General features: G+C 46.5%; 15 protein-coding genes and 1 riboswitch. Of the genes, 3 read left to right on the top strand and 12 right to left on the bottom strand.

What is annotated here, in order from left to right; translation table 11 throughout:
• Window positions 1–100: 100 nt before the first annotated feature.
• Window positions 101–997, bottom strand: coding sequence for an aldo/keto reductase (locus tag CHI14_RS00770; RefSeq protein ID WP_095286510.1), 897 nt, complete (start codon window positions 995–997; stop codon window positions 101–103).
• A gap of 240 nt (window positions 998–1237) precedes the next feature.
• On the bottom strand, window positions 1238–1726 hold the full coding sequence (locus CHI14_RS00765; RefSeq protein WP_095286509.1) for a GNAT family N-acetyltransferase: 489 nt from the start codon (window positions 1724–1726) through the stop codon (window positions 1238–1240).
• Between the two features lie 171 nt (window positions 1727–1897).
• Here CHI14_RS00765 and xerS point away from each other — a divergent pair, with 171 nt between their 5' ends.
• The gene (gene xerS, locus CHI14_RS00760) at window positions 1898–2992 is read left to right on the top strand and encodes a tyrosine recombinase XerS (RefSeq protein WP_095286508.1); all 1095 of its coding nucleotides are present in this window, start codon (window positions 1898–1900) and stop codon (window positions 2990–2992) included.
• A 167-nt stretch (window positions 2993–3159) separates the two neighbouring features.
• Here xerS and mobB read toward each other — a convergent pair whose 3' ends face one another.
• Both mobB and CHI14_RS00750 read right to left on the bottom strand, forming a co-directional pair.
• Window positions 3160–3699, bottom strand: a complete 540-nt coding sequence (gene mobB, locus CHI14_RS00755) for a molybdopterin-guanine dinucleotide biosynthesis protein B (RefSeq protein WP_095286507.1) — start codon at window positions 3697–3699, stop codon at window positions 3160–3162.
• A 5-nt stretch (window positions 3700–3704) separates the two neighbouring features.
• Entirely contained in the window at window positions 3705–4973 is a 1269-nt protein-coding gene (locus CHI14_RS00750) for a molybdopterin molybdotransferase MoeA (protein ID WP_095286673.1), read from the bottom strand.
• A gap of 166 nt (window positions 4974–5139) precedes the next feature.
• Between CHI14_RS00750 and CHI14_RS00745 the strand changes: the two genes are divergently transcribed.
• Window positions 5140–5430, top strand: coding sequence for a restriction endonuclease (locus CHI14_RS00745; protein ID WP_095286506.1), 291 nt, complete (start codon window positions 5140–5142; stop codon window positions 5428–5430).
• Between the two features lie 127 nt (window positions 5431–5557).
• On the opposite strand, the gene CHI14_RS00740 is transcribed toward CHI14_RS00745, so the two are convergent.
• The 5 genes from CHI14_RS00740 to lpdD all read right to left on the bottom strand — a co-directional run bounded on the left by CHI14_RS00740 (window position 5558) and on the right by lpdD (window position 8468).
• Entirely contained in the window at window positions 5558–6292 is a 735-nt protein-coding gene (locus CHI14_RS00740) for a DUF4247 domain-containing protein (RefSeq protein ID WP_095286505.1), read from the bottom strand.
• Between the two features lie 11 nt (window positions 6293–6303).
• Window positions 6304–6810 carry a DUF4178 domain-containing protein gene (locus CHI14_RS00735; RefSeq protein WP_095286504.1) on the bottom strand — a complete coding sequence of 169 codons (507 nt, stop codon included), beginning with the start codon at window positions 6808–6810 and terminating at the stop codon, window positions 6304–6306.
• Between the two features lie 23 nt (window positions 6811–6833).
• Entirely contained in the window at window positions 6834–7235 is a 402-nt protein-coding gene (locus CHI14_RS00730; RefSeq protein ID WP_095286503.1) for a DUF350 domain-containing protein, read from the bottom strand.
• A gap of 95 nt (window positions 7236–7330) precedes the next feature.
• Window positions 7331–8002: a PspA/IM30 family protein gene (locus CHI14_RS00725; RefSeq protein ID WP_095286502.1), complete on the bottom strand. Its 672-nt coding sequence runs from the start codon at window positions 8000–8002 to the stop codon at window positions 7331–7333.
• Window positions 8003–8126: 124 nt separating this feature from the next.
• Window positions 8127–8468: a prenylated flavin chaperone LpdD gene (gene lpdD, locus CHI14_RS00720; RefSeq protein WP_095286501.1), complete on the bottom strand. Its 342-nt coding sequence runs from the start codon at window positions 8466–8468 to the stop codon at window positions 8127–8129.
• Window positions 8469–8619: 151 nt separating this feature from the next.
• Between lpdD and CHI14_RS00715 the strand changes: the two genes are divergently transcribed.
• Complete coding sequence (locus CHI14_RS00715; protein WP_095286500.1) at window positions 8620–9411, top strand: polysaccharide deacetylase family protein; 792 nt, start codon at window positions 8620–8622, stop codon at window positions 9409–9411.
• Window positions 9412–9541: 130 nt separating this feature from the next.
• Here CHI14_RS00715 and CHI14_RS00710 read toward each other — a convergent pair whose 3' ends face one another.
• From CHI14_RS00710 to CHI14_RS00700, 3 genes are all read right to left on the bottom strand, one after another.
• Window positions 9542–10216 carry a 3D domain-containing protein gene (locus CHI14_RS00710; protein WP_095286499.1) on the bottom strand — a complete coding sequence of 225 codons (675 nt, stop codon included), beginning with the start codon at window positions 10214–10216 and terminating at the stop codon, window positions 9542–9544.
• 2 nt (window positions 10217–10218) lie between these two features.
• Window positions 10219–10418: riboswitch (cyclic di-AMP (ydaO/yuaA leader) on the bottom strand.
• A gap of 263 nt (window positions 10419–10681) precedes the next feature.
• Window positions 10682–11407: an amino acid ABC transporter ATP-binding protein gene (locus CHI14_RS00705; protein ID WP_170947970.1), complete on the bottom strand. Its 726-nt coding sequence runs from the start codon at window positions 11405–11407 to the stop codon at window positions 10682–10684.
• Window positions 11394–12830, bottom strand: a complete 1437-nt coding sequence (locus tag CHI14_RS00700) for an ABC transporter substrate-binding protein/permease (RefSeq protein WP_481856377.1) — start codon at window positions 12828–12830, stop codon at window positions 11394–11396. Before CHI14_RS00700 ends, CHI14_RS00705 begins: the two co-directional genes overlap by 14 nt.
• Window positions 12831–12949: the final 119 nt, after the last annotated feature.

Here is a 12949-nt window from a genome sequence, read left to right as displayed (position 1 = left end):
CTTGGATGCTTGGAATCTTGGATTCCACTAAAAAAGCCGCCCGAGGGCGGCTTTCCAAAAATTGACGGTTCTCTGTCGAACCGTTCGCTCCATTCTTCCATTACGTACGTCCGGTCCAATCCGCTCCGGCAACTTCCTTCCATCTTGTCCTGATTTCATCGTACAGTTCCTGCGGAAGAGCCCCTTTTGCGACCAGATCAGCATTTTGCTGCCAACGGTTCGGCTTCGTTGTTCCAACAATAGCCGTATCGACTCCCTCTGTACTTAACGTGAAACGAAGGGCCGTTTCGACCGCACTTTGCACATCATTACCTGTCAGAAAACCGTAGCCCAGCTCCTGCAACCGTCTCCAATATACGAATGGATAAGCATCTTCGGAGAGTGTGTCAAACATCCATGCTGCATTGGCAATCGGTCGTTTGGCGATGACACCCATGTTTCTTTTTCTCGCCTCAGGCAATGTCAAATCAATGGCTTCCTGGTCTGCAATGTTTAGCGAAGTTTCCAAACTGTCGAACACCCCGGTGCCAATGGCATAGAGCGCGTCCGTTGTGTCCCCGCTATAACCGATAAACCTGGTCTTTCCGGCTTCCTTGGCTCGCTGCAGCACTTCAATTACTGCCCCTTGCCGGAGAACCTCTTCAGAGCAGCTATGCAAATGAATGACATCCACATACTCCGTTTGGAGTCTTCTCAGACTGCGGTTGATCGTTTGCTCCAGCACCTTGGGATCCCAATCAGGTCCATCTACCCCGGCAGCATGTCCACATTTGGTAAACAGATAATAGTCATCACGCCGATGCGAAAGTACATCCCCAATCAATTCCTCACTGTTCCCATAACATTCGGCGGTATCAATGACATTCAATCCGGCATCCAAAGCGGTATTCAAAAGTGTTTCCACGTCTTGTTTGGATACGTTGCTTCCGATTTCGGATCCGCCAAATCCGAGCGTGCTTACTTTCATGCCTGTGTTTCCATATTCGCGCAGTTCCATGATTGATTCCTCCGAGCTTCGTTAATATAGGTACAACTTATGAAAGAATGACAACTCTATGGGTTATTACCCGTTAGACGAACATCGCACCCACTTTAGATCTATTTCTCCAACATTTAAAATCCGTATATGAAGAGTGCCGTCTGCCCTTCCAAAAGTCATAGAGGATTCGATCGTGTCACACGCTCCTTATTCAATCCAATATGTATAAATGACAGTCGATTAGCTCATCACCTACGGTCACGTTACAAAAAACTGACTCGGGTTACCGAGTTCCGGATGAAATTTCTCACGAAATCTTCCTCCTGTGTAGGCTCCGATCACTTTTCTCCAAAACGCCTGAGCGATCACATTGTTGCGCACCTGTGTTACTTTCCATCTTCCCGGAAAACGATGGAACAGCTCGTGTGCCGCTTGAGTCCCTATTCCGCTCCGCCGATATTTTTGCATGACAAAGAACTCGGTCAAATAATAATCGTTATCCTTGCTGCCAGGCTCGAAGCGCTCCACCAGTGCAAAACCGGCCGGGGCCCCATCACACGTGATGAGAAAAGCAAATTTACGGTCTTCCTCCTCCCAAAATGCTTCCAAACCGGGATACTCCGGAAAAATGCCATTGCTGTCCACATCGATATTCAGATATTTTGTAAAATCATATAGATAAAACTGCATTAAATGCCGAATTACCTGACTCCGTTCCCGGGGAACCAGCTCGATTTGCATATTCATCCGGTTCAGCTCCTCTGCTTAACTTATACTAGTTACTTTAAAGGTTTGTAAGGCGAAGGGCAAGAATACAGCCCTCCTTTGCACTATTCCGTGATCAGGCTGTGACCAAGCAAATTATGGTACACTAGGACATAGACGATTCGAAGAAGAATTAACCAGGAGGTGCCGAACTTGACCAATGTGCAAAAAGAGATTGATCGACGCAAGCTGGATGACAAACTGCCTTCCATGCCTTGGTTCGTTCAGCAATTCATTGATTATAAGCTGCCCGATTTATCACCCTCTACCCTGCTGGAGTACTTAAGGGACTATGATACTTTTTTCAGCTGGCTGCGTGCTGAAGGATTATCCCAGGCAGAATCTAACCGGGAAGTGACGTTAACTGAACTTGAAGTGTTACGGATGGATTCGGTAACCTCGTTCCGATTGTTCCTCGCTACTAAACGCGAAGGAGCCAATTCGAGAATTACTGTATCCCGCAAACTGTCCTCTCTGCGCTCCCTCTTTCATTATTTGAGCCAAATTGCCGAAGACGAAGATTTCTATCCGCTGCTGAAACGAAATATTATGGCCAAGATTGAGATCAAACGCACACACAAGCCAAAGGACACCGCGGCGAAGCTCAAAGGGAAACTATTAGAGGATGAGGAGCTGCTTGAGTTTATCGGATATATCCTCGAAGGATATGGAGTCGACATGCAAAAAAACAAACAAGCTCTATACTCCCATGAACTCAACAAAGAACGGGATGCATGCATCGCCAGTCTTATTCTGAATTCCGGACTACGAGTATCCGAAGTGGTTAACCTGAATGTCGATGATCTGGATTTGAATAACAAACTGTTATATGTTTACCGCAAAGGTAACAACGATGAAACGTTCAAAACCCCCGTTTATTTCAGGGAGCAGGCCAAGGATGAACTAGCCAACTACATGCAGCTCCGGCAAACAAGGTATCGCACACCCAAACGGGAAAAAGGATTATTCATTGCGCTTCGTAACGGTGAGTCTGAAGGCAGTCGAATGACCAAACGTGCGATTCAGGCCATGATTATGAAATATGCCAAATGTTTTGGCAAACCGTATCTGACCGTGCATAAACTGCGACATTCCTTTGCAACAGACTATTACCTGCAAAACGACATCTATAAAACAAAGGAACAGCTTGGGCATGCTTCAACAGAAACGACCGAAATCTATGCACATCTTACTGACAAAACGATGTCTGAAGCCATTGAGCGTCGTTCGGAAGGTACGGGGTCATAGAAAACACCCATACCAATCAAACAGCGGATACTTTTTACTGATAACCAGTAAGAATATCCGCTGTTTTTACGCTTTTTAATTATTTCTATGATATCAAATACGGTAGAGTTTGCTGAAATGAAACTGCATTACTCTTTCGATCATACCAAATTCTTCCCCATTCATGACTACTCTTTATTCACATGTTCCAGCAACCATTGAGCAATAAGTTCTGGCTCCTGCACGGAGTGCCAAACCACATCGCTGGGCGGATCAGGTTCACTGCATGCTGAATGCATAGATTCTTTCGGGAACCAGGAAACGACTGCCAACACTCCCTTTAGCTTCTGAAGCATAGCCACATGCTGTTCTTCACGAATCATCACTAGTTTGGGGTAAGGTGCCGCTTTGTATCCCTCAATCAGAATCCAGTCGTAATCCGATAGACGAGTCAGCATCGTCTCCAGACTGGTTGGCTGCTGCTCGATGATTGCCGTTCGCTTCTCTGACATTACAATCACTGCGGAGGCTCCCGCCTGATTGAAACGATATGAGTCTGTTCCTTCATGATCCATCTGGAAATGATCGTGTCCATCATGCTTTATGACAGCAACCCGTAACCCTTTCGAAGAAAGATAGCTCGTGAGTTCGGCAGTTAAGGTGCTTTTTCCCGTATTTTTGTATCCCACGATCTGCACAATGTGTGGAAATGTCCTCTTATTGGCCATGAGCCCTACCTCACCTGTCCACTTGGCAGCTTGAGAATGCGCACCTGTTCTCCTGCAGCAATCCCTTTCTTGTCAGGCGGGATGATGATCAGGCAATCACTGTCCTTGATCGTAATCATGACGCTGGATTCATCCACTCGTGACGCAGCAGGCTTCGCATATACCCTACCATCACGAATCTCTGTGCGCCCCCGTACAAATCGCGTAAAATTGTTCACTTTTGTATATTCTTGATCCAAGGTCGCTGTCCACTCTTCCAAATAAGGCCGGGCATCGTTTTGCATCATGCGAATGGTAGGCCGTACGAAAAGACCAAATCCTACAAAACAAGCTCCGGGGTTACCGGATAGAGCAAATAGTAACTTGCCACTAACAACCGCTGCTGTCGTAACACTTCCTGGTCGCATCGTCACTTTATTAAACAGCATCTCCATGCTGCCTTCCCGTACCAGATCACCCATAATGTCATAATCGCCAACCGATACGCCCCCTGTGGTCACAACGATATCGTTATGCTCAACTGCTTCTGCCAGTTTAGCACGAGCCGTATCCACATCATCGGCTATGGATCCATACATCACAGGTTCTCCACCTGCCTCCACGACCAAGGATCGGAGCATATGACTATTGCTGTTACGAATGCGTCCCGGCTGCAAAGGCTCATCCACCTCAAGCAATTCCGTTCCCGTTGCAAAAATGGCGACTTTCGGACGTCTAAACACCGGTACATCGGCCACACCAAAAGTAGCCAATACGGATTGTTCTCCTGCCTGGATGATCGTTCCGGCTTCAAGCAGCAGTTGACCGTCCTGAACTTCCAGTCCAATTGGCGTTATATTGGCATTGGGCTGGATATGGCGCTTCAATGCAATCCATTGTTCTCCATTCTGTTCCCTGCTTTCGGTCATCTCCAGCATAACAACGGCATCCGCCCCTTCAGGCACTTGTGCACCTGTCATGATCCGCGCAGCGGTACCTGGAGTAATGGGTAAATCCGATGTATATCCACATGGAATTTCATCGATGACTCGCAGCCAGATCTGTTGATCGCTGGACGCAAGGGTTGTATCACTGCTGACAATTGCATAACCATCCATACCTGACCTTCTGAAGAAAGGGTATGGATGCGGAGCATGGATCGTTTCTGCCAGCGTTCGTCCATGAGCAGATTCCAAGGTTACTTTTTCGACTGAAGCTGTAGTAACATGAGGTGATATTCTGGCCTGAGCAGCTTCGACCTGCACGGCTGTACGGTTAAATTTGGGACTTGTCATATCATCTGAATGTGTATTGATTTTCAAAATGGAACGGACCTCCTTGGGACAGAACTTGTTTAAGAAAGTGTAGCGTGAAAGCAGGGGTGTGACAAGTACTCGCCTCGCGGGTAACATGAAACTGTGAGCTTATGCCCATAATAGGGGTAAGAACGGAGGAGCAGAAATGAGCAACCGATGCGAATTATGCGGTAGAGAGCCTGTGGAAACAACAGTTCATCATCTCACGCCCAAGGAAATGGGCGGTACTTTCATGCCCACTGCTGATTTATGTGTCCCGTGTCATAAACAAATCCATTCGCTGTTTACCAACCAGGATATCATCCGTCTCCAATTAACAGAACTTCAGGCACTGCGAGAGAATGAACGAATGGCCCCTTTTGTTCGCTGGATTCGCAAACAGCCACCTTCCACCATTCCCCGGACACGTAAATCCAATCATGTTCGCAGATCTTAATGAAATCTATACTTCCTAATATAAAACAAAAAGAACAGCCACAAAGTGAGCTTTCGCATGGCAGGGTTCATTCTGCCTTACCTTGTGGCTGTTCTCTATAAACTCTTCAGGCTGGTAAATCTCATCTTTACCTTCGCCTCATAATTCGCCCGCCGCCTACCCTTGTTTTGGGCTTCTTATAAGAGCTCTTTGGTGAATTGAACAATCCACCGCTCTTGTTACGTTCGACGGTGCCGGTGCTCGGTTCTTTTTTGCGGCTAAACAATCCTCCGCCTGAGCCTACACTAGTATCGGTGTCTCCTCCCCGCCGGGTAATGGATCCTTTTCGATCAACCGTGATGGGCGGAGCGGCCTTTTTGTCATTGCTTGTTGGTGCACGATAAGTACCTTGATTCGGTTTGTACGTATCACGATCGGTGTACCCTCTGTACTTTCCGTATCCGCTACCGCCAAAGGAATCAAACAAATTACCAATGAGCGTTGCGGTCAAATACCCCTGTAAAAAGGAAGAATCATAGTTCTGGCGTACGTATTCCTTGGAATCCACCTCAATTAAGGTATCTTCCTTCTTGTTCGGGTCCTGCTGCAAATGATAATACTGGTCCTGATACACCAGGAACATCCGCTCTTCATTTTCCGCTGAGATCTGATCAGGTTTGCGCTGTTCGGATAACTCCTGAGCGACTTCCGGAACAGAACGGTCGGCAGCCCGATACACATAGGATGTCGTATTGCCACTGCCACTTACAGACTCAAGCGGATAAGTGTCCTGAACGGAAGGCATCCCGCACGCGGACAACAGGGACATGACAAGGCTGAGGACCAGCATTAATTTTAATCCAAGTGCCATGCGCTTTTTCATTGGAACCTCTCCTAGCTCGAACGAATCACTTTGATATCCGCAGGAAGAATGGACTCACCTTCATACAGAGTAAATCTTCTGTCTTGCCATTCCACACGCAGAAGCATGTTATCATCAGACTGGTACTGCCAAACCAATTGCTCTCCAGCCTGACCATAAGGTGTCCTGCCGGCAGTGGTAACCATTCCTCCATATTCTTCCTCCAGATGATACGCGCGTCCGTCCAGATCAAGTAAGGTTGGTACTTCGTCTGGAGCGTCAAGACGCCCATCAATTGGCGTATAGAGGGAATAACGTGTCAATTCTCTTTCTTCTACATGCAGATGTCTAAACGTTGTACCGTCCTGCAGTGTTAGTACCACCGCTTTTCGGGCACGATGCTGCACCCGCCCCACAACTTCATACGTAACGAGCGAGACCTCACAGATATCTCCAGGCTCAAGGTCCAGCATGGTTTTCTCTGCTCGTGGTGGTTCGGGTTTGGCTAGTATTCCTTTAATCCGTTTCCATACACTCATACCCATTACTCCCGTTCGTTATCTTATAAACAAGCTGCAATAATTAATGCGCCCACGATGTGTAAGGCACCGGAGAACAAGCCATATCCTGTCTTCCCTTGCTGAATTCCTGTGTCCAAATCAAGATTGGCCCACGTGCGAATCATAAAGTGCACAACGCTCTCCAGAATAAGCAGGATGACAAATGAAACAACCGATACAAGCAACGCTTCACCCAGATGACCCGCTGTCGAAATCGAAGTGGCAAGCACATACCCTTGAGCAAACAGCTTCATGACCATCCGTGTCGTAACCGCCATGTTCCCTGCCTTAACTTCCGCAAAATCCTTATACTTCGTAAACAATGAATCCACATACATCAAAACAAAAAGCAAAACCGAACCAGATAATGTCCAGACCAGCATCGCCAAAATGTTCAAATCCATTTACACAGCCCCCACTTATCAACATGAACCGCATTTAAAAGCGAAGGAGAAACGCTGTCTCTCCTCCGCTAGGAACCCTGCTTAAGATGCAAGATTTAGTTCTTATTTTCGTACTGCTTCATGAGTGCCGCCAGTTCATCCTCAACGGCCTGATCCTTGCCGAGTTTCTCGAACTCTTCATCCAGTGATTTTCCTTTGGAAGACATTTCGTTGCTCGCTTCAGCCTGTGCTTCCATTTGCATCATTTTCTCTTCCATGCGTTTCATGCCAGCACTAGCTGTGTCGGAACTGAATCCGTTCAGCGCTTTGTTGATTTCGGTTTGTGCTTTTGCTGCATTGTAACGTGCCACCAGGGTTTCACGCTTGTTTTTCATTTGTGTCAATTGCTTGCGCATTTCATCCAGCTTGCCGCGCAGATTGTCTGCCGAAGCCTTGTTCTGATCATAGCTTGTTTTGTATTCTGCCATTTTTACTTCGGCAGCTTTTTTCTCTTCCAGAGCCCGGCGCGCCAGATCCATGTTCTGTGCACGTGCTGCGGTATGAGCTTGCTCCTCACGTTTCTTCACCAATGCTTCCTGTTCCTCGAACAGCTGCTTGAATTTTTTCTCAATCGCGATTTGTTGAGCAACAGCCTTCTCGGCATCTTCCAGATCTTCCTGCATATCACGGATATATTGATCCGTCATTTTGATTGGATCTTCTGCCTTGTCAATAATGGCATTAATGTTAGACATCGTTAAATCACGCAAACGTTTGAAAATGGACATTATGGTATTCCTCCTAGTCGATATTACATCCTTGTATATAATCATACATACGTGGTAACCTTCATCCCGTTTCAATTTTACCAAAAAAAATCATAAAACACGATTCCGGGTCACCCAAAATCTACTATTTTATATCATTCGCCAGGGTTAAATGGTCGTCCAGCAGCTTCTCCGCCGTCTGTACGATCTCATCGATCTGCATGCGCGTAATGGAGTCAAAGTGAATGCCCATAATAACGGTTACGGTCACCTTTAGAGAATTTGCAGCCTTACGTGCAAGGCGCTCGCATAATTCCTGTTCCTTATGCCCCGGAATATGGACTGCCGTTCCCACCACGCGTTCTCTTTCCGGATAAAACGTCGCCACAGCCCCTATATGAGCTTTCCCACCCGTGACCAAAAATATCTTATCCTCTCCAGCTTGAATGACCTGCAAACGAACCGATTTCAAATCATATGTACTCATCCTAATCCACCCATCCTTTGTGTGTATATGTAATGGTGGAATTATGAGCTTATCGACTGAATTGGACAATGAAACTTCTCACATTTATGCATAATGGACCATCACCGCGGGCATACCAAAGAGAACGCAATTTGACAAAGGAGGCTATATCATGCGTATTCGCCTCATCGCATTCTCCATGCTGATCCTTATATTGATAAGTGGAAGCTATTCACCTGGACAACTGCTGGCAAAACCCGTTCCAGAGAGCATGCCTGCTGCAAAGCCGGATCTATCTGAGGATGAACAGCTGACACTGGGTCAGCTAAGGCAGAAATATGCCGATACGTTCAAGACCAACGGACCTTCGACGAGACAGGTAGCACTGACTTTTGATGATGTACCTGATCCGCGCTTCACTCCGCAGGTATTGGATATTTTAAAGAAATATAATGTAAAAGCGACCTTTTTTATTGTTGGCAATCGCGCAGAGAAACATCCCGACCTCGTCAGACGGATCGTTAGGGAAGGTCACATTGTTGGGAACCACAGTTACAACCACCCTGAATTCAGTAAGCTGTCTTTGAATGCTTTTCGCAAACAAATTCTACATACCGGTGACATTATTCGTAAACTGACCGGGTATACACCAAAAATGATTCGTCCTCCATACGGGGACATTAATGAGAAACAGCTGCAATGGGCCGCAAGACAGCAATACAGCATCGTCAACTGGAATGTGGATTCGCTGGATTGGAAAGGCCTCAGTAAAGAGCAAGTGAAGCAGAATGTTTTATCTGCAGTCAAGCCAGGCTCCATCATTCTTCAACATGCGGGCGGAGGCGTGGGCTCCAATCTGTCCGGTACCATTGGAGCACTTCCGGAGATTATAGATGAACTGCGATGCAGGGGCTTCAATCTGGTGACTTTGGACGAAATGCTGCAATTGCCAAAAAGCAAATAATACACGGCTTAGTAGAGACGAAACACACAAGTTATGGAACTACCAATCTTGCGCGTTTTAATAAAGAAAAAGGGTACCCTTATTTCACGTTAATCGTGTCGTAAAGGCACCCTTTTGTTGGCGCTGATACTTATTTCAAGATATAAAGTTCAACATCCTGAAAACCGAATGTACTCACAGACTTCTGGCTCCCAGGAATGAAAATATCAATTCGTTTCCCTTTGATCGCTCCACCGATATCCCGGGCAGTCGCCACAAATGCCTGCTTAGGCAGTCCCGGATGGGAATGGCCTGTAACAAGAACCTTCGTACCCAGTGGGATCACACTAGGGTCTACAGCAATCGTGCCGAGCTCAAGTGCATTACCGAAGTAATCAACGGGACCCCATCCACCATTTTCGGAAGCGGCTGCAGAGTACGCTGTTGCTTTCACATCAATGGACTTACTGTAGTCAAACGTTTTGCCCCAGGCTTGAACGACTTTATCGTCAGCATTCACATCAAGGCTAGCTGTCGTAATCGTCTTTGCCCCCGTAGAGCTCTTCGCTGCTGGAACAGCTGAGGCCGTGTTTGCTTTTCCAGGAATCGTAATTTTCAAACCACCATAAATGTTGTAAGGTGAAATATCACTGTTTGCTTTGACCAGTGTGTTCAGTCCAACTCCATATTTTTTCGATAAGGTATAGAAGGTATCCCCCTCTTTGGCCACGTGAACAGAATCAGCGTGAGCTGGAACGGCCTGAATGAGCATTGCTGCTGTCAGCAGGGCTGCTGCTGTTTTGGCTATAGTTCTCTTCTTAATCATGGTCTTCCTCCCTCATTGTGCCTGCGAAGTTAGTTGTCGGATTCGGATGGAGGAAACCACCCTATAGGTCTCTGTTACATTCGTCTTGCGTTATGTACCCCTAATTCACCCCAAGCAGCGTGCGTTTCAATCTTCCCCTCCACGGTCTGCATCATTACATCCTCCACACTTCCTCCTCAGGAAGTTTCGGCAGGAACAATATATCACAATTTTGTAACCAGGGTCCGTAGTAAATGTTACCAACTGTCTTAAACAACACATTATGCTGCTTAGAAATAAGGATTTTTCTTATTAAAGAGCGATCAAGCGGCTCTGAAATGATGACAGAAACGTTACTTTTACGGCACTGGATACTTATCCATGCACAAAAAACAACCCTGCTAACGTGACGTCAGCAAGGTTGTTTGATTTCGTTCTTTGTTCTTCTATTTGAATCCGGTTCACTGACTGGAACGTGCTCAAAGACTATGACAAGACTTTACCGAGGAAGTCACGCGTACGTGGATGCTTAGGTTGACCAAATACTTCATCTGGGGTCCCCTCTTCCACAATTACACCGCCATCCATAAAGATGATGCGATCACCAACTTCACGGGCGAAGCCCATCTCGTGGGTAACAATAACCATAGTCATGCCGCCTTCAGCCAGGCGTTTCATTACGTCGAGTACTTCACCAACCATTTCAGGGTCGAGTGCAGACGTCGGCTCGTCAAACAGCATCACATGCGGCTGCATCGCAAGCGCTCTGGCAATGGCAATCCGCTGCTTCTGTCCACCCGACAGCTGACTCGGATAAGCATCTTTTTTATCTAATAACCCGACGGTTTTGAGCAAGTCTGCGGCGATCTGCTTGGCTTCCTGTGCAGTCTGCTTTTTGACTTTGATCGGGGCAATGGTAATGTTTTGCTCGACGGTTTTATGCGGAAACAGATTAAAGTGCTGGAACACCATCCCCATTTTCTCCCGCGTTGCATTAATGTTGTGTTTGGGATCCGTGATCGATACGCCTTCGAAATTAATCTCACCTGAAGTAGGCTGCTCCAACAGGTTAAGACAGCGAAGGAAGGTACTTTTGCCTGATCCTGAAGGACCAATCACGACAACGACCTCGCCCTTGCCAATCGTGACATCTATGCCTTTAAGTACTTCGTTTTTGTCGTAGGATTTGTGTAATTGTCTAACGTCTATCACTTGCACTCAACTTCCTTTCCAGTCGACCCAGCAGCTTGGACAAAATAAATGTCAATACAAAGTATATGGCTGCTGCAATAAGGAACGGATTCATTCCTTGGTACGTAATGTTTTTGACTACACTTGCCTGATACATGATATCAACCATACCAATAACCGAGATAATGGACGATTCCTTGATAATGGTTACAAATTCATTACCGATGGCAGGCAGTACAGCTTTGAAAGCCTGTGGCAAAATAATAAATCTCATGGCCGCAGCTCTACCCATCCCAAGCGAACGGGCTGCTTCCAATTGACCGCGGTCAACTCCTTGAATCCCTGCACGGAAGATCTCTGCAAGGTAAGCACCACTGTTGATGGAGAGTGTGATAATACCGGCTTGAAGAGCCGAGAAATTAATACCGAAGGTCAGGGAAAGGCCATAATAGATAATCATCAGTTGAACCAGCATCGGCGTTCCGCGAATCACTTCAACATATGCCGTACCAATCCAACGTAAAACGGCCATATCATGCATCCGGAACATGCAAATGATCAAACCGATAATGACCCCGAAGATTACGCCAAGTGCGGACAATAAGAGGGTATAACCAACCCCCGTAGCATAGAAGCTTTTGTATTGCCAGAATACTTCAAAAATATTCGGTGATTTGACCTCACGGTCTGCCATTAATTGACTGGCTTCCGTTACCATCTGATCAATTTTATTTTCGCTCTTCAACCGTTCAAGCGTACCATTAACGGCATTCAGCAATTCCGTATTGCCTTTGCGAATACCGATCGCTGCTGCTACCTGCTCTTCGTCCGGAACAGCAGGAGCAAGTCCGATCATATCATCCAGGTATCCTGCGGCAACGGTATCTTCAACGATTGCAGCGTTGATCCGTTTCGTTTGCAGTTGAAGCACAATGTCCGAGATTTTATCAAGAGACGTCAGCTTGGCTCCAGGAATCTTTTGTCCGATTGTTTCCTGAATCGAACCTTTTTGTGCTCCGATCTTTTCATTTTCCAGTTCAGCCATGGTTGGGTATTTGTCTTTATCCTCATTGCGAACCATGATGACTTGTTTCGATTTATAGTAAGTATTCGAGAAGTCGATACTTTTCTTGCGGTCCTCTGTCGGTGTCATGCCTGAAATAACGATATCCACGCGTCCACTCTGCAATGCAGGCAGGAGGCCGTCGAAACCCATATCTTCAATCACAAGTTCTACGCCCAAATCGGCAGCAATCTCTTTGGCAATGGCAATATCAAATCCGACAATCTCATCCTTGCCATCGATGACTTTATGGAATTCATATGGTGCAAAATCGGCACTCGTGCCGAGAACCAATTTTTTACTGTCTGAAGTGCCCGTAGTTCCACTTGCCAGCGCCGAAGGAACGGCAGCCGTCAATAAAACGACAAAGGTCAACAGCATTATGGTGTAACGACTAATCAATTTCAACCCTGTTCTCCCCTTACATACATTATGTGCTTCCTCATGTTGATGCCTGAGTCATTATAAAGTACAATGCATGATTATGCAATGAGTTTTCA

Source organism: Paenibacillus sp. 7516 (assembly GCF_002272715.1).
In the GTDB taxonomy this organism is placed as follows: Bacteria; Bacillota; Bacilli; order Paenibacillales; family Paenibacillaceae; genus Paenibacillus; species Paenibacillus illinoisensis_A.
This window is presented reverse-complemented; position numbering and strand designations above follow the sequence as displayed.